The sequence below is a fragment of the Baia soyae genome (genome assembly GCF_004341445.1).
GTDB lineage: Bacteria > Bacillota > Bacilli > Thermoactinomycetales > Thermoactinomycetaceae > Baia > Baia soyae.
The window spans coordinates 15,303-37,608 of the sequence record NZ_SLXV01000005.1; the positions used below are offsets into that span (position 1 = coordinate 15,303).

At 43.9% G+C, this 22,306-nt stretch carries 16 protein-coding genes and 1 pseudogene; 2 read left to right on the forward strand and 15 right to left on the reverse strand.

The genetic code is table 11. From position 1 onward, the window contains the following. Positions 1-106: 106 nt before the first annotated feature. The 10 genes and pseudogenes from EDD57_RS02660 to EDD57_RS02705 all read right to left on the reverse strand — a co-directional run. A complete protein-coding gene (locus EDD57_RS02660) occupies positions 107-1,129 on the reverse strand; it encodes an NAD(P)H-dependent glycerol-3-phosphate dehydrogenase (protein WP_131847942.1) in 1,023 nt (340 codons plus the stop codon). Between the two features lie 23 nt (positions 1,130-1,152). Beyond that, positions 1,153-1,740, reverse strand: a complete 588-nt coding sequence (gene plsY, locus EDD57_RS02665; RefSeq protein WP_131847943.1) for a glycerol-3-phosphate 1-O-acyltransferase PlsY — start codon at positions 1,738-1,740, stop codon at positions 1,153-1,155. A gap of 27 nt (positions 1,741-1,767) precedes the next feature. Next, positions 1,768-3,081 (reverse strand): ribosome biogenesis GTPase Der, encoded by a 1,314-nt coding sequence (gene der, locus EDD57_RS02670; RefSeq protein WP_131847944.1) that lies wholly within the window; start codon positions 3,079-3,081, stop codon positions 1,768-1,770. Between the two features lie 93 nt (positions 3,082-3,174). After that, positions 3,175-3,363, reverse strand: a complete 189-nt coding sequence (locus EDD57_RS02675) for a capping complex subunit for YIEGIA (RefSeq protein ID WP_131847945.1) — start codon at positions 3,361-3,363, stop codon at positions 3,175-3,177. Next, complete coding sequence (locus tag EDD57_RS02680; RefSeq protein WP_131847946.1) at positions 3,360-4,256, reverse strand: YIEGIA family protein; 897 nt, start codon at positions 4,254-4,256, stop codon at positions 3,360-3,362. The genes EDD57_RS02675 and EDD57_RS02680 overlap by 4 nt, the downstream gene beginning before the upstream one ends. Before the next feature lie 87 nt (positions 4,257-4,343). Continuing rightward, positions 4,344-5,465: a 30S ribosomal protein S1 gene (rpsA, locus tag EDD57_RS02685; RefSeq protein WP_131847947.1), complete on the reverse strand. Its 1,122-nt coding sequence runs from the start codon at positions 5,463-5,465 to the stop codon at positions 4,344-4,346. An 89-nt stretch (positions 5,466-5,554) separates the two neighbouring features. Then, positions 5,555-6,148 (reverse strand): lysophospholipid acyltransferase family protein, encoded by a 594-nt coding sequence (locus EDD57_RS02690; protein ID WP_131847948.1) that lies wholly within the window; start codon positions 6,146-6,148, stop codon positions 5,555-5,557. 1 nt (position 6,149) lies between these two features. Beyond that, entirely contained in the window at positions 6,150-6,821 is a 672-nt protein-coding gene (gene cmk, locus EDD57_RS02695; protein ID WP_131847949.1) for a (d)CMP kinase, read from the reverse strand. Between the two features lie 314 nt (positions 6,822-7,135). Then, positions 7,136-8,482, reverse strand: a complete 1,347-nt coding sequence (gene ypeB / locus EDD57_RS02700; RefSeq protein ID WP_131847950.1) for a germination protein YpeB — start codon at positions 8,480-8,482, stop codon at positions 7,136-7,138. A gap of 15 nt (positions 8,483-8,497) precedes the next feature. Then, a pseudogene (locus EDD57_RS02705) lies at positions 8,498-8,911 on the reverse strand (cell wall hydrolase); the annotation flags it as partial. A 247-nt stretch (positions 8,912-9,158) separates the two neighbouring features. Between EDD57_RS02705 and EDD57_RS02710 the strand changes: the two are divergent. After that, complete coding sequence (locus EDD57_RS02710) at positions 9,159-9,794, forward strand: GDSL-type esterase/lipase family protein (protein WP_131847952.1); 636 nt, start codon at positions 9,159-9,161, stop codon at positions 9,792-9,794. 18 nt (positions 9,795-9,812) lie between these two features. Continuing rightward, positions 9,813-11,000, forward strand: a complete 1,188-nt coding sequence (locus EDD57_RS02715) for an acyltransferase family protein (protein ID WP_131847953.1) — start codon at positions 9,813-9,815, stop codon at positions 10,998-11,000. A 25-nt stretch (positions 11,001-11,025) separates the two neighbouring features. Here EDD57_RS02715 and EDD57_RS02720 read toward each other — a convergent pair whose 3' ends face one another. From EDD57_RS02720 to EDD57_RS02740, 5 genes are all read right to left on the reverse strand, one after another. Then, positions 11,026-12,297 (reverse strand): MFS transporter, encoded by a 1,272-nt coding sequence (locus EDD57_RS02720; protein ID WP_131847954.1) that lies wholly within the window; start codon positions 12,295-12,297, stop codon positions 11,026-11,028. A gap of 131 nt (positions 12,298-12,428) precedes the next feature. Then, on the reverse strand, positions 12,429-13,457 hold the full coding sequence (locus EDD57_RS02725) for a bifunctional 3-deoxy-7-phosphoheptulonate synthase/chorismate mutase (RefSeq protein ID WP_424205255.1): 1,029 nt from the start codon (positions 13,455-13,457) through the stop codon (positions 12,429-12,431). Between the two features lie 35 nt (positions 13,458-13,492). Then, a complete protein-coding gene (locus EDD57_RS02730; protein WP_279388931.1) occupies positions 13,493-14,887 on the reverse strand; it encodes a DHA2 family efflux MFS transporter permease subunit in 1,395 nt (464 codons plus the stop codon). 13 nt (positions 14,888-14,900) lie between these two features. Continuing rightward, positions 14,901-15,122: an MbtH family protein gene (locus EDD57_RS02735; RefSeq protein WP_131847956.1), complete on the reverse strand. Its 222-nt coding sequence runs from the start codon at positions 15,120-15,122 to the stop codon at positions 14,901-14,903. Positions 15,123-15,136: 14 nt separating this feature from the next. Then, positions 15,137-22,282, reverse strand: a complete 7,146-nt coding sequence (locus tag EDD57_RS02740; protein WP_131847957.1) for an amino acid adenylation domain-containing protein — start codon at positions 22,280-22,282, stop codon at positions 15,137-15,139. Positions 22,283-22,306: the final 24 nt, after the last annotated feature.

Below are 22,306 nucleotides of genomic sequence, written 5' to 3' on the forward strand. Positions count from 1 at the left end.
GCTGGTCCCTGTACCCTCTATGCTCTATGCTCGGAATGTATGGTTTCATAACCTACTACAAAATATGTTTGTTCATCGGAATGTGGCACAGGGCATTTGCCTAATTTCATGACCAACCTTGTACATAGTCCTGTAATTCGTGTGTTTTATCACGACTCATCAGATCAGTCAAAGCTTTTCTAGGACATTTGTCCGCAAAGAGCACTTGATACAATTGTTCGGTAATCGGCATTTCAACCTGATAATGCTTCGCCATCGTATAAGTAGCTTCTGTGGTCTTGACGCCTTCCACTACCATACCCATCTCCACTAACACTTGATCCAGTTTTTTCCCTTGGCTAATCATATTCCCAGCTCGCCAATTGCGACTATGCGGACTTGTGCAAGTAGCAATTAAGTCCCCTACACCCGCCAAGCCCACAAATGTATTTGGCTGTGCGCCCATCGCAAATCCAAGTCGCGCCATCTCAGCCAATCCGCGTGTGAGCAATGCAGCGATCCCGTTATCGCCAAACTCCATCCCACTACATAGTCCTGTAGCAAGAGCAATCACATTTTTCAGTGCTCCACCCATTTCACAGCCGATCACATCTGTATTGGTGTAAACGCGAAAATAGGAATTCATAAAACAAGACTGTGCAATCTCAGCAGCATGTGAGTCTTTAGACGCGACTACAACAGCCGTAGGGAGCTTCTGAATCACTTCTTCTGCATGGCTAGGACCTGTTAAAGCCACAATCTGATTCGCATGCTCAGGTAGCTCTTCCGCTAATACTTGAGACATACGCTTGAAGGTGCGAACTTCCAACCCTTTGGAGGCATGAACAATCACTGAATTTGGCTTTAGGTAGGGCCTAACTTGTCTGGCCGTCTCTCGCAGCGCTTGTGAGGGAACGACAAACACTACCACATCACTCCGCCGAATCACTTCAGATAGGTTAGCAGAAGCTTGTAGAGAAGGTGCTAGGGAAGCCTTTGGTAGATAGTGTTCATTTGTATGATAGGTATTAATCTCTTGAACAGCTGATAAACGTCTTGCATACAGTCTGGTTTCATTTCCGTTTTCAGCCAACACAGACGCAAGAGCAGTTCCCCAACTCCCCGCGCCTAGAACCGCCACATTCTTCATGTTGGTGTTCACTCTCCTACATACTAAATTTTTCTCTCGACACCTTTAAAGAGGTTGCTCAAATTCGAACGATGACGCCAAAATGCAAACACGGTAAACAACAAGCTTGTCCAAAGATACACGGTGGGATATGTACCGACAAAATAAATAGCAATCGGTAGTGTCGCAGTGAAGATGAGTGACCCCAAAGAGACATAACGGGTAATCACAATGACGATAATCGCAATCACACCCGCTATGAGGGTAGCCTGAAACATGAGGGCTAAAAAGACACCCACCGTAGTGGCGATCCCCTTCCCACCACGGAAACCTAGATAGACCGGCCAGTTATGTCCAGCTACTGCCGCAAGCCCCGAAACCATTAAAACAATGGGGTCATTTGCACTTAACCATCCTGCAAGTAGCACAGAGGCAATCCCCTTAGACAAATCAAGAGCAGCCACCACAATCGCTGCCGTTTTCCCCAAGGTTCGAAGCGTATTCGTCGCCCCCGCGTTTCCACTACCGTGTTCACGAATATCGATTCCACGGGTTATCTTTCCTACTACATAACTAAAACTGATAGATCCTAGCAGATACGCAAGTACAATGGGCACTACCCAATGAATCATATCTATTCCTCTCCCTGTCTCGATCGATCAATTTTTCTTTCGTAGATAGATATTGACTGGAGTACCTTTAAATTCAAACGCTTGACGAATTTGATTGTCTAGATAACGTATATAGCTAAAATGAGATAACTCTGGATCATTTACAAACAATACAATGGTAGGTGGCTTGACTGAAACTTGTGTTGCATAGTGGATACGTAAACGCTTTCCTTTATCCGAAGGAGGCGGTACAGCCATGATCGCATCGTGGATAACTTGATTAATCACAGAGGTGGAGATACGAAGAGCATGTTGCTCTGCAACCTCTTGAGCCGCTGGAAGAATCTGATGAACACGTTGCTTTGACTTCGCTGAGACAAACAAAATCGGTGCATAAGACATAAATTGAAACTCTTCACGGATCAATTTCCGGAAATAGTTCATCGTCTTATCATCTTTCTCTACCGCATCCCATTTATTTACCACGAAAATGGAAGCACGACCTGCTTCATGCGCATAACCTGCAATCTTTTTATCTTGCTCCGCGATTCCCCGTTCGCCATCTAATACGATCAAGCAGACATCCGATCGCTCAATCGCACGCATCGCACGGATCACACTAAACTTCTCAATCGATTCATATACTTTGCCACGTTTACGTAGTCCAGCTGTATCGATCAATACATACTCTTGGCCATCACTTTCAAACGGAGTGTCAATCGCATCACGAGTCGTGCCGGCAACCGGGCTCACAATCACTCGTGTTTCTCCTAAGATCGCGTTAACAAGTGAAGACTTTCCTACGTTTGGACGGCCGATTAAGGAGATACGAATCGTCTCTTCATCGTACTCTTCATCTGTACCCTCTTGGAAATGACTTACCACAGCATCAAGCATGTCCCCTGTACCTGAACCATGCAGGGATGAGATTCCAATTACTTCGCCAAAACCAAGCGAGTAAAACTCGTACATTAAATCCTCATGCTTAATATCATCCAGCTTGTTTACAGCTATGACCACCGGCTTCTTCGAACGATGCAAGAGGCGTGCTACCTCTTCGTCGTTGCCCGTTACTCCATCACGTCCATCGGTCACGAGCAAAATGACATCTGCTTCTTCGATGGCGAGTTCAGCTTGGTTTTTAATATGATCTAAAATTTCATCTTGTTCTCCAAACTCTAGACCACCTGTATCAATCAGATGGAATTCGCGTCCGTTCCATTCACTTTTACAGTAAATTCGGTCACGTGTAATCCCCGGCCGATCTTCAACAATCGCGATTCGTTCGCCAGCCAGACGATTAAAAATAGTGGATTTGCCCACGTTTGGTCGGCCAACAATCGCTACTACGGGTAAACTCATGACTTATATCCTCATTTCTTACTATGTATTCATTTCGTTATCTCTTACTTGCAACATACCTAATCTTAACGAGAAACTAGTGTTTTATCAACCTTAATCAGAATGACGAACCAGTATAAAGGTCGTCGGAGCCACTTCATGCACCATTGCATCAAGAATTTTCTCTAGAGTAAAAGATTGTCTTTCCAACTCTTCTCTACTATCTACGACGAAAATGGGAGACCCACCCGCTACTGTCTCTTTTTGTAGGGTAACAATGGCTAAAATTTTTTGGTCACTCATGACGTTCCACCCCTTGATGCATTTGCTTGTAGTGGTTTTTTCATCGCACTCTCTAAAACAGGTACTTTCCCAATGATATCAATGGATGTCTGTACATTTCGATCTTGTGGTAGAAGGAGAAGTCCAAGCCGCCCATCCTTTAAGTCGAGCTTCCCAAGCGGTGTGAGCGCTGGCTCCCCGGTATCTCGATACACACCGAGCACGGTGGATACATCATGCAAGATCGCTTGTCGTTGACCGACATTGGACAACGTAATTCGGCTACTCGCATCTTTCGGCGTTAAGATCATCCCGATTCCATTTTCCATAATCGCTTTTTTATCACTAGATAGCCCTACGTTCATCAGATAGATATCCTCTACATATAAACTAGCTCCATCCAATCGCAACTTTGCCTCGCGAATGTCAACGATGCTGTTAAGCATCTTACCAGACATAAAAAACCGGCTACAGATGACACACACAACTCCGACAATCACCCCGACAGTAGCATTCCACATGATTACGGTAAACGAAGTAAGGAGCGCAGAAGCGATGGTCAGGTAATTACGTCCCTCAAATACCATGGCGATTCCCTCAATATAACTCACACCACGAGGAACTAATTCCATTTGATCAATCTTCGATAACATCGTTCGCTCCATATTTCGAACATCCCGAAACTGTTGCGCCGCTAATGCCAGAAAGGTAAATGCCGTAAAATCTTTCTTTATTAATGCTGGAATCGCCACAGACCCCAGCCCCGCAGCGATAATCCCTAACGCCAGATGAATAATATATCCATGCGGATAAGTAGGGTATTGTCTGTAATCCGTTTGCAACAGATAAATCCGTGTACAAACCCCAGCTAACCCGCTGATAATAACCGCCACCATCAAATGATCTAGATTCATAACGATAAACTCCTTTGCTAGTACGCTTATCGTTAGTCTAAACAAAAATAACCAGCCCATTCTTCCGAAGGGCTGGTTTACGGTATCTTATTTAAAATTTTTTAGATCTGGGAATACATCTCCCAATGTTACATTCATAGGTTCTTCTTCTACTTGATTTTCCATTCTTACTGGTTCTTGCTTTGGTTCGACTTCCTTGATGCTCAAGCTAATCCGCTTCTGCTCTGGAAGGATATCAAGCACTTTCGCTTGCACTTCTTGCCCTTCTTGAAGAGCTTCACCCGGAGTGCCAATATGATCATGTGAGATTTGAGAAATGTGTACTAAGCCTTCCACGCCTGGTGCCACTTCTACAAATGCACCAAATGTTACCAAACGTTTCACCGTTCCTGTAATGATATCTCCAGCACTCACTTGGTCAGCTACTTTCTCCCAAGGACCTTGAAGTGTTTCTTTGATGCTTAAGCTAATCCGCTCTTGCTCACGATCAATTTTAAGAACTTTTACTTTTACCTGATCGCCTTCTTTTAAAGCATCAGCTGGATGCTCTACACGATGCCATGCAATCTCCGATACGTGAACCAAACCATCCACGCCGCCCAGATCCACAAACGCACCGAAGTCTGTCAGACGTTGTACCGTACCCTCTAATACATCGCCAGCTTCAATTTTCTCCAAAGCCGATTTTTTAGTCTGTTCCAATGCCTCTGCCAAAACTGCTTTGCGAGAAAGAATACATTTGTTTTTCTCACGGTCCAGCTCGACAACCTTTAAGGTCACTTCTTCCCCAACAAAGCCACTAAAGTCCTCGATAAACTTTGTATCTACTAAGGATGCCGGGATAAAACCACGAACACCTACGTTTACGACTAAACCACCGTTTACTACCTCATGTACAGTAGCTTGTAAAGTTGCGCCAGATGCTAATTTTTCTTCCAACAGAGTCCACGCTTTCTCTGCTTCAACGGCTTTTTTCGAAACAATAAATTGATCCTCTTCTTCATTGTGGCGAATAATCTTTACCTCTACTTCTTGACCGTCCGCTAGTACATTGGAAACTTGACTTACGTGTACGCCAGCCAACTCAGAGATAGGAAGAATGGCTTCACTTTTCCAACCAATATCAACAAGAGCTTGACTATTTTCTACCTTTACCACTTTCCCTTGCATAACATCTCCAACCTGTAAGCTTTTCATTTCTTCCGTCATGACTACTCCTCCTCAAATCGAATGACAATTCATCTTTTTATATAGAGAAAGATCAAGAGATAAGGCATAAGCCTTTGCATTTGATCCCATTACCGATATTGATGAAGTAATGATTCTACTTCTTTCTTCCAACGAGCACTCAAACGGTCCACACCATCTGATGTCGACTTACCGTCCACAAGATACTCCGCAGGTAGAATAGGCTCCCCATAAACGATCCGAACCTTCCGAAACAGACGATAGGGTCCAATAATCGCTACTGGAACAATTGGCGAATTCGTACGAAGGGCAAACATAGCTGCTCCGACATGCACTTTACGAATTTCACCTGACTTATCACGAGTTCCTTGCGGAAAAATCCCGAGCACTTTCCCTTCTCGTAGGATTCGGATGGATGCCTTTAATGCTTGTGAGTCTCCACCACCCCGTTTGACAGGAAACGTACCGACTATGTAGAGCGCTTTTTTGATGATCGGAACCCGAAACATTTCTTCTTTCGCCATAAAATGTACTTGCCTAGGTAAACTAATTCCGAGTAGAGGTGGATCTAAGTTGCTAATATGAATGGGTGATACAACCACACCACCTGATTTAGGAAACTTTTCTACTCCAATTACTTCATATGGAAAGAAAATCCGATAAATCAAGGTGATGAGGAATCGAAGGAGTTTATACAACCACATATTACTCCGCACCGCCCATTTTGGTGCAACATAGTTCTAAGATCATCTCCACCATTTCTTCGATCGTTTGATCTGTGGAATCGATTAGGATTGCATCTTTTGCTTGTCTAAGTGGTGAGAATGTGCGATTTCGATCATTTTCATCTCGTTGCTTAATCTCCTGTAATAACTTTTTATAATTAGGAGATTGATTCTTTCCTTGCAACTCCTCAAACCGACGACGCGCCCGCTCCTCAATCGATGCGGTAAGGAAAACCTTCACATGTGCTTGTGGTAAGACATGTGTGCCAATATCGCGACCATCCATCACCACACTTTGTACTTGAGCAATCTCTTGTTGCTTTCGAACCAAAGCTTCTCTAACTCTAGGCATCGCTGCAATCGTAGAAGCGAAGTTTGATATTTCCGAAGTTCGGAGTTCATCTTTTAACACTACATCACGAACCTTCACTCCACCCTCGACCAATGTCATAGGGGTAGAAAGAGCTAACTCCGAAATTTCCTCTTCCTGATCAGCAGTTAAGCTCTCCTGAAGAGCCAACCAAGCTATCGTTCGGTACATCGAACCTGTATCTACATATGGAATCTCCAAACGCCTAGCTACCCGTTTGGCTACCGTACTTTTTCCAGCTCCTGCCGGACCATCAATAGCTATTAATAAATGACTGTTCATTAAGACAACGAATCCTCCCTAACTTGCAGAGCGGACTACATGAAAAAGAGCAGGTCTCCCTGCCCGTCAATGGCAATCCAGATCGACAATTGACCTAGTTCCATGAGTCGACATCCACTCATGATCAAGCAGTATGTACTTCTTTCTTTTTTAAATGATTCAGAAACTAGACAAAAAGTTCTGACCACAATTTCCAAAAATGATACTTTTACTTTATTTTAGAATAGCACAGAGTATCATGCTTTGCAATGAAAACAACCAGAAGCCAGGTAAAAATCACTGGCTTTCTAGTTGGTTTTTTGATTAAAAGATCGTTATATCTTCTCTGGCTCTTCTTTTTCTATTTTCTCTACAAACTCTTCTTCGCCTGTATCACCATTAATGAAGATTCGATACTGATTATCCTTTAAAGTGCCTAGGAATTCGTAGCAGAGTGCTTCTTTTCCATCTTCACCGTAGATATAAGCTTGGTTGGTTCCTGTTACTTTCAAGTGAGGATTTACCTGTTTACGAGCTTGTTCATGAGTCAAAGTCGGCTTTTCGAATACGCGCTCTTTGCGATTAAATACGTACTCGTCTGCCTGAATTCCAATAATTTCACCGTTATCTAGAGCAATTTTAAGCGCTAGAGCCTCAGGGTAGATGAGAATGTTGCCTTCCTTATGTACCATGCTAAGTGTAAGGATGTGATCTTCGTCAATATGCGAAATCGGTACCATTCCCTCATATCCCATCTTCTTCAAGAAGGATTGTGCCTTTTCTAACGCCTGCTCACGGCTTAACTTAGACTCTTTGACTGGACGATTGTACAGCATCCAAGTCACATGCCCCTCTGTACGGGTTAAGTCCAAATTACAAGGTCCATTTTTCCCTTCAAAGCTAATACTGTAAACCGGGAAATCGCCCTTCTCTGCAAATGTCACTTTCATGCCTTCTGTCGTACGGTCAAGAAGTTTGGCTGCTTTCTCTTTCGCTTCTTCTTCCGAGATATTACGCCCTTTTAAGGTAGTAAATTTCTCTTTCTTACGCACTTCCAAGTTATTAACCGTCGGACCCCAATCTACTTCTGGGAATTGCACGACCATATTGTTCACTGCTTGAAACCCATCAATAATCGTATGATCCAGTTTCTTATCCTCTGTCGCTATGGCCAGTTCTACATCCATCCAACGTAAATTTTTAGAGATAACCTGTGATTGCACTTCATTTAGCTTTCCTTTAATATCCGTTGCATTTTGATAAAGCGTATTTAGGGTTTGATACTCCTTTTCCGAAAGGGGCTCTTTATTGAAATCTCTAACCCCAGCATGATAGGAGAAGGTCCCCATTCGTCCTAAGAACTTTTGTGTATCGTGAAACGGCATCAAACTAAGAGGTAGCTGGGCCACATCACTTTGAGCAGCATACGTAAGCCTCCATACATTGGTGAGAGAATCAGAGAGATGTTTTTGCGAATTAACCGCTAGCACTTTTCCAATCTCACCCTGCAAGGCATCCATATGGTTGTTTAATTCATGAAAAGCTCTTTGATACTGGTTCTCTGCTTTGATTAAAACCGAACTTTTCTCTTGATATTCTTTATATGCCCAAGCTCCCATACCAAGGAGTACTACAAGTGTGATAGGAAGGAAAACACGAGCTATTTTTCCATACGTAGACATAACCTTTCTTCCTCCTTAGCGACAAAATATATGTTTGCCGATCTTTTTCACTTGTGGGCGAGACCAAATCCATTTGGATGTAGCGGTGGCAGGATTAAAATAATAATTACATCCTACTGCTGGGTCCCAACCACCAATCGCATCCCTAGCTGCTTTATAGGCTGACTCGTTTGGCTCCATCCAAATTTGTCCATCTGCCACACAAGTAAACGCTTGTGGCTGGAAGATCACTCCGGAGATCGTATTAGGAAACTGCGTGCTATCCAAGCGGTTTAATACGACTGCCGCTACTGCTACTTGCCCCTCATATGGCTCCCCTCGTGCTTCACCATGAACTGTTCGTGCTAACAGTGTAACGTCATTGCTGGAAAATCCTTTATAACTTTTACCTGCATTAGCTGCCTGAGCAGGAGCTGTTTCGGAGCTACCAACAAGCGACATCAGTAGAAAAGCCGCCACACCACCGATAATCCACTTTCGAACTCTACTATTCATCATGACGCTCCTATCTTTGAAGCTTGAAATATTTGTCTCTAGTTTGAGCGCACGAATTTTCCTTTATGCATGTCTACAAATTTTTTATATAAAATCGACTTCATCTTTATCTAATCTTTAACTCGCTGTTTTATAGTCCTACTGTACACGAAAGAAAAAATTGTAGGAGGACAGTTACAAGATGAAAAAACTATTTACGTATATATTCGTTGGTATCTTATCTATATCGGTTGTAGCTTGTGGAGGAAAAGCAAACCAGCAGGCAACTACCGGAACAGAAAGTAAGACAGGGGAAAATAAAACAACACAGCAAGAAAAAGGGACCGATTTATTTGTTGGAGATTCTCTATTTAAAGGACTACCTGAATTTGCAGGTAAAGAAAATGTAATCTCAGTAGATGGAACCACAGTTCAATTTGTTATCGAACAAAATATAAAAGAAATCCTTGATAAAAAGCCTGAGAATCTTTATTTATTACTAGGTTTAAATGATTTATCTTTTCCCGTAAAAGATCCAGTAAAAAAAGAACTGGATGACTATGAAAAATTAATCAAACAACTAAAAGAAAAAGCACCTCAGATGAAGATTCATATGCTATCCCTTCCATCCGGGACAGCCGCGGCATTGAAACAGAATCCACAATATAAAAATATCCCTTCTGTTAATAAAGGGATCGAAGAACTTGCTAAAAAAGAAGAAGTTCACTATGTTGATTTATCCTCTTTGTTGAAGGAAAAACCAGAACTATATGGTGAGGACGGCATTCATTTCAAAAAAGAATTTTATCCACTTTTACTCGAACAAATCAAAAAATAGAGAGGAGACAGATTAACCATGCATGGCATTATGACAAAGGAGGCAAAATCCCAGCCGCTAAATAATAGATATGTCCCTGGATTAGATGGATTAAGAGCATTTGCGGTACTAGCGGTTGTTATTTATCATCTAAAAATAAATTTCTTTGCACCTGGCGGACTCATTGGAGTAGGAATCTTTTTCGTTTTATCAGGATATCTCATTACCGATATCCTCCTTACACAGTGGAAAAAACATAGAAAAATTAACTTACATGATTTCTGGGTAAAGCGAGCCAGACGATTGCTACCCGGACTGCTTTTATTATTAATCGTTGTCGTGATCGGGATAGCGATATCCAATCCTTCCCGATTCGCAACCTTCTGGGGTGACCTCCTTGCATCGCTGTTATATATAACCAATTGGTGGTTCATTGTAAGTGATGCATCGTATTTTTCTCATTTCAGCGCACCCTCTCCCTTGTTGCACCTGTGGTCTTTAGCGGTAGAAGAGCAGTTTTATCTCATTTGGCCATTTCTACTCGTGTTAGGACTTGGTGTTATGAGAAAGAAATGGATAGTCATGCTAATCCTCTTAGGAGCATTTATCTCGGCGCTTGCTATGGCCCTTCTCTATCAACCTGGCTTGTTAGATCAAAGCAGAATTTATTATGGAACCGATACTCGTGCATTCGCTCTACTCATAGGTGCCGTACTCGCTTTTTACTGTCCGATGCAAAAGATTCCAGAGAAAGTCACTACTTCCCGTAGTCTAAGAGTAGGAATCAGCTTATTGGGAGCAGGAGGATTCATCACTTTATTATGGATGATCTTGTTTACAAACGAGGTGGATCCCTTTCTTTACAAAGGGGGAATGGTCCTTCAATGCGTAGCAACTGCGGCTCTCATCATAGCAATCGTCTACCCTTCGACCAAATGGTTTCACCAAATTTGGGAATGGGGTCCGCTAAGATGGTTAGGAGTTCGCTCCTATGGGATTTACTTGTGGCATTTCCCTGTACTATTACTTCCCTTCCCAACAATACTGGAGGGAGAGGAATACACGATCATTCGTGCAGTTATTCAGGTTTCTATCATTATCATCATAGCAGCTCTTTCTTGGGAATTTATTGAAAAACCAATTCGATACAGACAACAAACGTTACGTAAAAATCGTATTTCAGAAAATCAAACAAAAATCATAAAAATCCCCTCTCGTCTTATGTGACAAGAGGGGATTTTTATGATTTTCTCTACCTTCGATTTCGAGGCCATAGTATGACTGGGATGAGCAATAAGGATAAAACTCCTCCTAATAATGACAATGTTGCATAACTGGAGTTAGCTACAATCATTCCGGAAAGTGCTCCGCCAGATGCTCCAGCTAGTGCGACAAAAACATCTACAGTGCCTTGTACCTTCGCACGCGTCTTAGGCTCGGCAGAATCGACAATCTGCGCAGTCCCACTGATTAAACCAAAGTTCCAACCTAATCCAAGTAACGAAAGGGCTACAATTAAGAGCGGAACCGAATCGCTGGGTGAAAATGCGGCTACCAGTGCTGATATCAGGAGTGTCACACCCGAAGCAATACTCATCGCTACGCGGCCTATCTTATCAACGAGAATTCCTGTAAAGAGGGAAGGCAAGTACATGGACCCTATATGGAAAGCGATCACCATGCCAATTTCACCTAGACCGTGACCGTGATGTTGCATATGAATCGGTGTCATGGTCATAATGCCCACCATCACCATCTGCGTAAGGACCATCACAGTAGCGCCAATCGTAATCCCTCTTTTTTTATCTGCGGGAATGTCTTCCGATTTAGAAGAGACCTCGTCGGTATATTTCTGCTTATAAGATTCTATTTTTCTGGCTATTTCGAGTGGATCAGGACGAAGCATGATATAAAGGACAAGACCGGCCATAAAAAAAGCAAAAGCAGATAAGATAAAAGGGCCTGCAAGTTTAGGAATACCAATAGATACAGCAAATCTTCCCATGATATCTACGAGATTAGGCCCGGCTACCGCACCAAATGTGGTCATCACCATCGTAATACTAATCGCAGTAGCTCTTTGTTTCTTGTTGGCTAAATCAGTACCCGCGTAGCGAGCTTGTAAATTGGTAGCTGTACCGGCTCCATAGACCAATAGTGAAATGAGTAAAAGGACAATACTACCTATCATGGTCGCAACGACCACACCTACAGCACCTAGCCCACCTACCATAAATCCTGTCGCAAGACCTACTCTACGCCCAGAGCGTTGTGAGAGTCTCCCTACAAGGAATGCGGCTCCTCCAGATCCCAGAGTAAATAAAGCGGCTGGTAGTCCTGCAAAGGCATCCGTTCCCAGCATCTGCTGAGCGATAAGAGCACCCACTGTAACGCCTGCTGCTAGACCTGCTCCGCCAAATATTTGGGATAAACTTATTATGATTAAGACACGTTTGTATAACTTTCTTAGTTTACTTGGTGAGTCTATATAGCTTTGAACAGCAGAATGCTCTACTTCAATCATCTATAACTCTCTCCTCTAAGATTACAAATTATATTTATAAATCACATGTTTATTATTAAAATATAACAGGAATTAATTCTTAATCATACAAGCAAAAACCCCTCTTATCCTATGAGATAAGAGGGGTTTTTCTATCTAATTACCTTACGGATCGCATCCATAAAGCAATCAAATTCATATAAATTCATTTGTTGTTTTGAATCCGATAGTGCTTTTGCCGGATTCGGATGTACTTCTGCCATGACGCCGTCTGCTCCCACAGCTAGGGCAGCTTTTGCCATAGCGGTTAGGATATCTTTTCTTCCAGCTGAATGAGTAACGTCTACGATGACAGGTAGGTGTGTCTCCTGTTTGAGGATTGGAACTGCTGAGATATCTAGCGTGTTTCGAGTCGCTGTCTCATAGGTTCGAATCCCTCTTTCGCAGAGAATTACGTTCTTATTTCCTTCTGCCAAGATGTACTCCGCCGCCAATTTGAACTCCTCAATCGTAGCTGACAAACCTCTTTTTAGTAATATAGGCTTGTTGGTTTTCCCGAGTGCTTTCAGAAGCGGGAAATGGTGCATATTGCGTGAGCCTATTTGCACGACATCCACATAAGGAAGCGCTTCATCCAGTTGGTCCACGGACAAGATTTCGGTGATGACTGCCATTCCCTGTTCTCGTGCCACTCGTGATAGAATCTGTAGCCCTTCTACACCGAGACCTTGGAAGTCATAGGGGGAAGTACGTGGTTTAAAAGCGCCTCCTCGTAACAAACGAACCCCTTGTTGTGCCATTTTTTCTGCTACTATGCTGGTTTGATCATAGCTTTCGACTGCACACGGACCCATAATAAAATGCGGATTTCCATCTCCAATTCTTTCTCCATTAATCGTGATAATGGTATCCTCTTGCTGGTATTCTCTTGAGTAATACATTACTTTTTTAGCTTTGGCTTTGGCTCGGATTTGGACCCGTTCTTGAAGCAGAGTTGCTACCATTTCTACTTCCTGTTGATCCATGTATCGAATCGCTTGTTGGAAAGGAAAATTCATCATCAATCCATGATTTTCTTTTGCATCCTGTACAAGTTCCTGTCTTTGACTCATCAGATTCAAAATCTCCCTATCTAGATCCTGAATCGTTCCGCGTAAATCGGTTACGGTTGACAATGAAATCATCTCCTTGGATGATAGATAACTTTATATCGAACTTATGAGGCACGAGCTTTTTGGGATGGTGCCTCGCTTATTTTTTCTGTGTTCTTCAGCTGAATAGCAAAGATGAGAGATAAGATTAAAAAGATAGCAGAACCGAATAATGCCCATTGGTAGGTAATTGGATTCGTCTGACTACCACCGATTAAGTCGGCCAATCCAATGACACTGGCTAAGATCGCAACGCCTAAGACGGATCCGAGGCGGTATTGAACTTGAAATAAGGTTGTTGCCCTCGCCATAGAGCCATGAGAGATATGGTTAAAAGCAGTGGCTCGCAAGGCTCCTACCGAATGACCGAGGAAAATCCCTACGCTAAACATGAGCACTCTCACAATCCATGGGTTAACCGATGCCGACAAGAATGCGATTAATGCAAAGACTACAACTGAGCCTGTTAATGATAGAATCATTAATCGCTTTACGCCTAGTTTTTTAAGGGATGTCGGTAGAAGTTGAGATGAAATCATCAGCCCGATTGCTTCCGGAAATACAGTAAGCCCCGTGTTAAGTGCAGATACATGGAGCGCACTTTGATACATGAGCGGGAACGTATACAGCATTCCAAACAACGCGGCAGCCGAACAAGCTGAGATAATGCTCATGATTCGAAACAATGGCTCATTCAACAATTTTAGATCTAACAAAGGATCTTTTGCTCGCCACTCTACGAAAATGAGAGCAATCATAAAAGAAAGTCCTAAAACGCCTGTGATCCATATCTCAGGTGAAGTCCACCCTTGAGACGGTCCCTGAGTCAAAGCATACATAAACATCGAGAATCCAAAGACTGAGAGCAAAAAACCTTTCCCGTCAAAACGTTCACGGGTCTCTTTTCGATATTCTTCGAGAAACAACATCCCTACGATCACGGCTAAAATCCCAAATGGAATATTAATATAGAAAATCCATCGCCATGAAAGCTGATCCACTAGAAATCCGCCGATAATCGGTCCTAGAGCAGGTGCGACTGCAACCGGAAACACAATCATACGTGACAACCTAGGCCGCTCTTCGGGTGTAAAGGTTCGAAAGAGAATCGCCATCCCTACTGGTGTCAATAGACCTCCTGCCGCACCTTGAATGATTCGAGCTATGTTCAGTGTGACCAAGCTATTAGCCATTCCACACAAAAACGATGACACTGTAAAAATGCTAAGGGATATTAAAAACACTCGTTTCGTTCCAAAGCGATCTCCTAACCAGCCGGCAATCGGTAGGAGCATCGCCACTCCTACCAGATACCCTACATTGATAGCGCTGGTTGCCGAGAGAGGGATTTGAAAAGCTGCCCCCATCGCAGGTAAAGCTACATTGGTAATCGTCGCATCCATCGCCGCCATAAACATGGCTAACACATAGACCAATACAACGACTTTTCTTTTACTCACTCAAATCGCCTCGTCACATAACAGGATTGATTTTTACTGCTTTTATAAGCTGTGTTGGGATTAAGCTCTTCCACTCTTCATTTATATAAGCGAGGCAGTTGTCTTTTTGATCCTTACCGTATACTACCTTCCATCCCGCAGGAACTTCGATCCAACTCGGCCATAATGAATATTGTCCTTCTTCATTCAGTAGGACGAAAAAGGTACCTGATTGCTCGTCAAATGGATTGCTCATGTTCTCCCCTCCCATTACGAATAAACTACATTTGCTAGTTCTTTTAATTTCTCTCCCAAAATCTGACCAATTTCCTTCAATGGTTCTGGTTGGCACATGTCTTTATGTCGGCATGCAATCTCGTGCACCTCGATCTCTCCATCCACATACGGTTCCCATGAATCTGCAAACAGAGGCGTGAACCAATCTGGAATCACCGTCGAGCGGAAGAAAAGAAGATTCCCTTTAAAAGGAGCTGGCATATATTTCCGTAAAATGTCTATCGAATTTATATAAGCACTTCGCAAATTCAAGATAATCTCTTTATCTAGGCTTGCTAAAGCACTACCATCTCTACTAAGAATCTCCATTGCTCCCTCTAAGTCTAGCCTCTTGTCACCCAAGTCATCAGGGTCGTATCCACCTAGTGCCAGTAGGGCAAGTAGGGCCTCGTCATCACTTGGTGTACGTTTGATCGAAAAATGGCTTGGGTACGCATCTAGCATCACTAAAAGAGCAACTTCGTCTCCTTGTCGTTGGAGTTGTGTAGCCATAGCATGAATCACATTTCCTCCTAGAGACCACCCTAGTAAATAATACGGACCTTCTGGTTGAATCTCTTTCATATGCTCTATATAATCCGCCGCCATCTCCTCAGTCGATCTCGGCATGACATCTTTCCTAGCAATCCCTCGAGCCTGTAGACCGTAGATTGGGTAATCCACACCCAGTGTCGTCATAAGACCCGCATAGCACCAGCTAAGTCCCCCAGCTGGATGAGCACAGAATAACGGATGCCGAGTCCCATTTTCTCGAAGTGGTAGAAGCACTTCTAATGGGTTATGACTACTCCCCATCGCTAGGCTTTCAGCAAGGCCGGCTACCGTCGGGGCTGTAAACAGGTGACCGATATTGATTTCCATACCCAGAGATTCACGAATTCGAGTCATCAAGCGAACTGCGAGTAATGAATGTCCTCCAAGTTCAAAAAAGCTATCATCGATTCCCACACGTGGTAGATCTAAGACTTCCATAAAGAGATCGCACAAAATCTCTTCTTGAGGCGTTCTCGGTAACCGCCCAGATGCCTGAGTCGAAAAGTCTGGTGGAGGCAACGATTTCTGATCTAATTTGCCATTTGGCGTTAAAGGTAGCTGGTCCATTAGCACCATAGCAGATGGAACCATATACTCCGGTAATCGGCTTGCCGCATGCGGGCGTAGTGATGAAAGCTCCTCTTGCGACTGAGATACCGTAACGACATAAGCAATAAGTCTCTGATTCCCAGGCTGATCCTCACGGACGACGACCGCTACCTGTTTCACATCTGGATGTTCATTTAGAACAGCTTCAATCTCCCCTAATTCAATTCGGAAACCGCGAATCTTAATCTGCTGATCTGCTCGTCCTAGGTAATCTAGCGTTCCATCAGGTCTGAGGCAAGCCAAGTCGCCTGTACGATACATCCTTGAACCCGGTTTCCCAAATGGATTTGCGATAAATCGTTCAGCCGTTAGCCCTGGGCGATTTAAGTATCCTCGGGCCAATCCATCACCCGAAATATAAAGTTCTCCTCTAACCCCCGGTGGGACTGGTTGCAACCATTGGTCTAATACATACACGCCTAAGTCAGGTATTCCTTCTCCAATCAAACTACTAGCCGAGATCTCAACACTCGCTTGATCGAGTGGACAATAACTTACATGTACGGTGGTCTCCGTGATTCCGTACATATTAATCAATCGTGGCTTTTGATCCGAATGGCGGGTATACCAATCTTTTAATCTACTAAACTCTAAAGCCTCTCCACCAAATACGATATAGCGTAAGGAGAGTCTACTTCCTATTTCCTGATTCTCTTGATCGGACTGAATCAATTGATAGAAAGCAGAAGGAGTTTGATTTAATACCGTTACCTCTTCCTCTACCAATAGCTTTAAGAAATCAACCGGAGAGCGACTCGTGTCATAAGGAACAATCACTAGACGGCCTCCATAGAGCAGTGCCCCCCACATCTCCCATACAGAGAAATCAAATGCATAGGAGTGGAATAAGGTCCACGTATCAGTAGATTGGGACTGGAACCATGAATCCGTTGATTGAAAGAGACGAATCACATTTTGATGCGGGATGACGACACCCTTCGGAAGCCCGCTCGATCCAGAAGTATAAATGATATAGGCTGGATGCTGTGGTGATAATGGCTGGATCCGATCTGCATCTACCGGATTGGATAGAGCACCTTCACCTTGATTCACATCCTCAAGCAACATAAGCGGAATCGAGTGATCTTGAGGCAACGAAGGAGCAACCTCTGCATTTGTAATCATGCATGAAGGCTTTGCATCACTCAGCATAAACGAAATGCGCTCTGTTGGATAAGCCGGATCGAGAGGAACGTATCCTGCACCCGTCTTCAGAATCCCTAGTAATGCCACCATCATCTGGGCAGATCTCGGTAGGGCAAGGGCAACAAATTGCTCAGGTCCTACTCCTTGTTCCATTAACGAGTACGCAATCTGATTCGCTTTTGCGTTTAGCTCCTCATAGCTTACTCTTGTATTCTCATAAACGAGCGCTGTCTGTTTCGGATAGAGAGTAGCCTGTCGTTCAAAGAGGGAGACAATCGTATCCTCCACCTCGAGGCTCTCTTTCACATCCTGGGTTAGTTTCGCCCGTTCTTCTCCACTCAAGATTTCAAGACGGCCAATGGATTGATTTGGATCGTGTGATGCGCCCTCTAATAACCTGAGCAATCTCTCAATTAAATGCTCCATCGTATTCCGTTCAAATAAGTCGGTACTATACTCTAAGAAGCCATGTAATCCGTTTCCAATTCCCTCTGCATCAAAGGACTCTCGAAACTCTAGAGTTAGGTCAAATTTAGCAGTGCCCGTATTGCTCAGATGGAAATCGGCGTCTAGCTCAGGTGCATTCCACTTTAGATCAGGTGTGTTTTGCATGGCGATCATAATCTGAAATAACGGATGCTTCGAACGAGAACGAGTTGGATTTAGCACTTCCACCAGCTTTTCAAACGGAACATCCTGATGTTCATATGCACCGATATTTACTTTCTTGACTCGCTCAATCAGTTCCCTGAAACTTGGCTCACCCGATGTATCCACTCGTAGCACTAATGTGTTTACAAACAACCCCACGAGATCGACAATCCGATCATCATTCCGGCCCGCAATCGGACTTCCAAGTGGAATATCGGTCCCTGCTCCCAACCTTGTTAATAAAGCGGCGAACCCAGCTTGTAGAACCATAAAGAGGCTGGCACCATTTTTACGAGCGATCTCCGTTAGTCGGCTATGGAGCCCAGAAGGTATCTCGAAAATGAGGCTTTCTCCTTGATAGCTTGATTCGAATGGACGCTGGTGGTCGGTTTGCAACTCTAACTGATCCGGAAGGTGGGACAAAGCCCCTTTCCAGTATTCAATTTGCTGAGCAATTAAGCCATCTTGATTGTTATCGTAGTTTAGTAAATTCTCCTGCCAAATGGCATAGTCCGCATACTGAACGGGTAACTCAGCAAAAGAATGCGTTTCTCCTTTTGCTCTTTCTCGGTATGCAAACTCCAGATCTTTTATCAGTGGCGCAAGTGACCAGCCGTCTCCTACGATGTGATGTAGCAATAGTACCAGCACACCGGAATTGGCTGAAAGCTCAAATAGCTCGGCACGAATGGCAGGTTCTTTTGATAAATCAAAGCTATATCGTGCTGCCTGATGTTGAAGCTCCGAAAGCTCTTCTTCCGTGCACAAGGTCACATGTAACGTTGGCACCGCCTGACTTGCTTCTAAGATCAGTTGGCAAGTGCTACCTTGTTGATCTGGGAAAATCGTCCGAAGAACTTCATGACGTTTCACTACATCAGCGAGGGCTTTCTCTAGCGCACCTTTGTTCATATTTCCTTGTAGCTGAATGATAAGAGGAATGTTATAAGTAGGACTTGGTCCCTCTAGTTGATGAAGAAACCATAAACGCTTCTGGGAAAACGACAATGGAGCCTCTGACTCTCTCTCCACTCTCACGATCGGCGGGCGAACTGGCTTCCCTTGATCCAGCTGCCCAATTAATCCAGCTACAGTAGGCGTTTCGAATAATTTTCCAATACCGAGTTCCACATCGAAAACGGCCCGAATCCGATTCATCAGATTCCCTGCCAGTAGTGAGTGTCCTCCTAAATTGAAAAAGTTATCATCAATTCCCACTCGAAATAAGCCTAATACCCCAGCGAACAGATCACATAAGATTTCCTCTTGTGGTGTTCTTGGCTCCCTCTTGATAGTAATCGACTCAAAATCAGGTGCAGGAAGCCTCTTTCGATCTAGTTTGCCATTCGGAGTAAGCGGTAGTTCTTCTAACGAGACAAAAGAGGATGGAATCATATAAGCAGGTAAACTTCCACCCACAAACTGACGAAACTCTGCCCAGTCCAAGTTGACACCAGCTGGTGGGACGATATAAGCGACCAATCGTTTGTCTCCCGGCCGATCCTCTCTCACGATGACGGCTACTTGGTGAACTAGCGAATGACTCGCAATCACCGCTTCCACTTCACCTAGTTCAATCCGATACCCTCTAATTTTGAACTGATGATCCGCTCGACTGACATACTCTAACGTTCCATCTGGACGCCAACGGGCAATATCGCCTGTTCGATACATGCGCGAACCCGCAGGTCCATATGGATTAGCAATAAATCGCTCCGCTGTAAGATCTGGACGGCCAAAGTATCCCCGTGCTAATCCTGCGCCCGCTATGTATAAATCTCCTGGAATCCCTGGGGGCAGTAATCGTAAGCTAGCATCCAGAATGTATACTTGCGTATTCCATAACGGCCGACCAATCGGAGGCGATAGCAATTGCTCCTTAGAAAGAATACATGATGTTGACCAAATCGTGGTTTCCGTCGGTCCGTATAGATTGGTTACCTTACAACCCAGCTCAACCAGCGCAGATGCCAGATGACTCGGAAGCGCTTCTCCTCCTACCAGCACTTTTAGCCCTTCAATCGAAACATCGTCATAAGAGGCAATCGTTTGCCAAAGTGTCGGCGTTGCCTGCATATGCGTAATACCATTCTCTTGAATCATCTTGACCAAAGCAGAGGGTGTTTGAATCGCTTCTTTCTGGGCAACCAGACAAACCGCTCCACTAATCAACGGAAGGAAAATCTCTAGAACCGAGATATCAAAAGCGATCGTGGTAACAGCTAATAGGCGATCCTCTTGGCCCATCGAAAATTGATCTTGCATCGATAATAGGAAGTTTAAGAGGCTCTGCCGATGTATGACTACCCCTTTAGGCTTGCCCGTAGAGCCAGAGGTGTAGATCATATACGCTGGATGCAATGGGGAAATGGTTTCGCTCGGTGCAAAGTCGTAGCTACTAAATGTATCTAGCTCCTTATTCAACTCTGTATCATCTAAAACCAACTTGGCAACAGGAGCCTCTTCCGATAGTTGACCTTCTAACTCCCTTGTCGTAATGATGTAAGAAGGACTCGCATCCTCTAACATGTACGAAATACGTCCCACCGGATATTCTGGATCAATCGGAAGATAGCCAGCTCCCGTCTTTAGAACCGCTAACATCGCAACGACCATATCTACACCACGAGGCAACATAATCGCAACAAATTGCTCTGGACCCACACCACGTGAAGTAAGCAAATTGGCTAAACGATTACTTCGTTCACTTAATCCCCTATAAGAAAGAGTCGTATCAGCACAGATCACAGCTGTTTCTTCTTTACGCGCCCATACTTGTTGTTCAAAAAGCTCCAACACACTACTGTCAGCAAATGGCTGCTCCGATTGATTCCAATCCTCTACAATCTTCCTACTCTCCTCAGGAAGCAAGAGATCGCAGGAACCTAGAGAATCTGCACTCTCCATTTGGATCACCTGCCTGATGACAGATTGGATCCGGCGAAGATGAAGACTCACTTCCTCCGCTTCGTAGAGATCCGCATTTGCCGCGAGATCCATTCGTAATCCTTGTCCACCTTGTTGCTCATAGAGATGGAGAGAGATATCTTCAACCGGTCCCGTGGCTAGCTTGTGAACGATGCCACAAGCATCAGCAAAACGAAGTCCATATTCAAATGGCATAATATTGATTTGCGGACCAAACAGGCGATTGTTTTCACCTAATAATTTACAATCCCGACGGATCTCTTCATGCCGATAACGTTGGTGATTTCTCGTATCGCCCATTGCCTGGCGAATTTGTTTCATAAGCTCACGAAATGACATCCCCGGATGCATGTCTAGCCAAAGTGGCACGATATTCATAACCATCGCTGGTACCTTCAACGAAGCAGAACCCATGCGCCCCATCATCGGCACACTTAACACAATCTCCTTCGATCCAGTCAAACGATGCACATAGATGGCCATAGCCGCAATCATGCACTCCTGCCAGCTCGTCTCACATTCTCTAGCCCATTTTTTCAGGTTTTCAAAGTCGTCAGGATGTAAAAAACAAGTAGACAAGTCCGTATTTCCAGATAACAAAACGGCACGATCCGCTAAACTAACAATATCGGTTTGATTCTGGTACTGTTCCATCCAAAATAGACGATCATCCTGATATTTTTGTGAATTCCGATATGTGACATCTTCCTCAATAACCCGCTCAAATGAGCCGAAAAATCGCTCCCCACAAGGACTTCCTTCGATCAAAGCGGTATACACTTTCGCAACTTGTTTTGACAAGAGGGAAAATCCAAAACCATCAATCGCGATGTGGTGGATCTTCTGATACCAAAATGTACGATGATCCTCTAGCTTTAACAAAACTTGCCTACAAAGTGCCTCATGAAGCAAGTCAATGGGTTTAGCCAAATCCTCTTTCATCCACTTCATCGCTGAATCGTACGGATCGCTCTCTTGACTCATATCGATAACTAGGACTTCAACCTCCTGATCACTACGAATCTCCTGCCACGGCTCACCCTCATCTTCATGAAACCGAACATGTAACGATTCTGCTTCTACAATCGTCTGTTTAATGGCTTGGATTAATGGTTCTAACTCCACATTTCCTTCTATTTCTACATATTCACCCGTGTTATAAATCGGATTCTCTGGATCTAACTTCTGAGCATACCAGATCCCTGATTGTGCCCGAGTAAGGGGTCTACGATTTGTGTTTGTATGCAACATCTATTTTGCCACCTTTAAACAAGT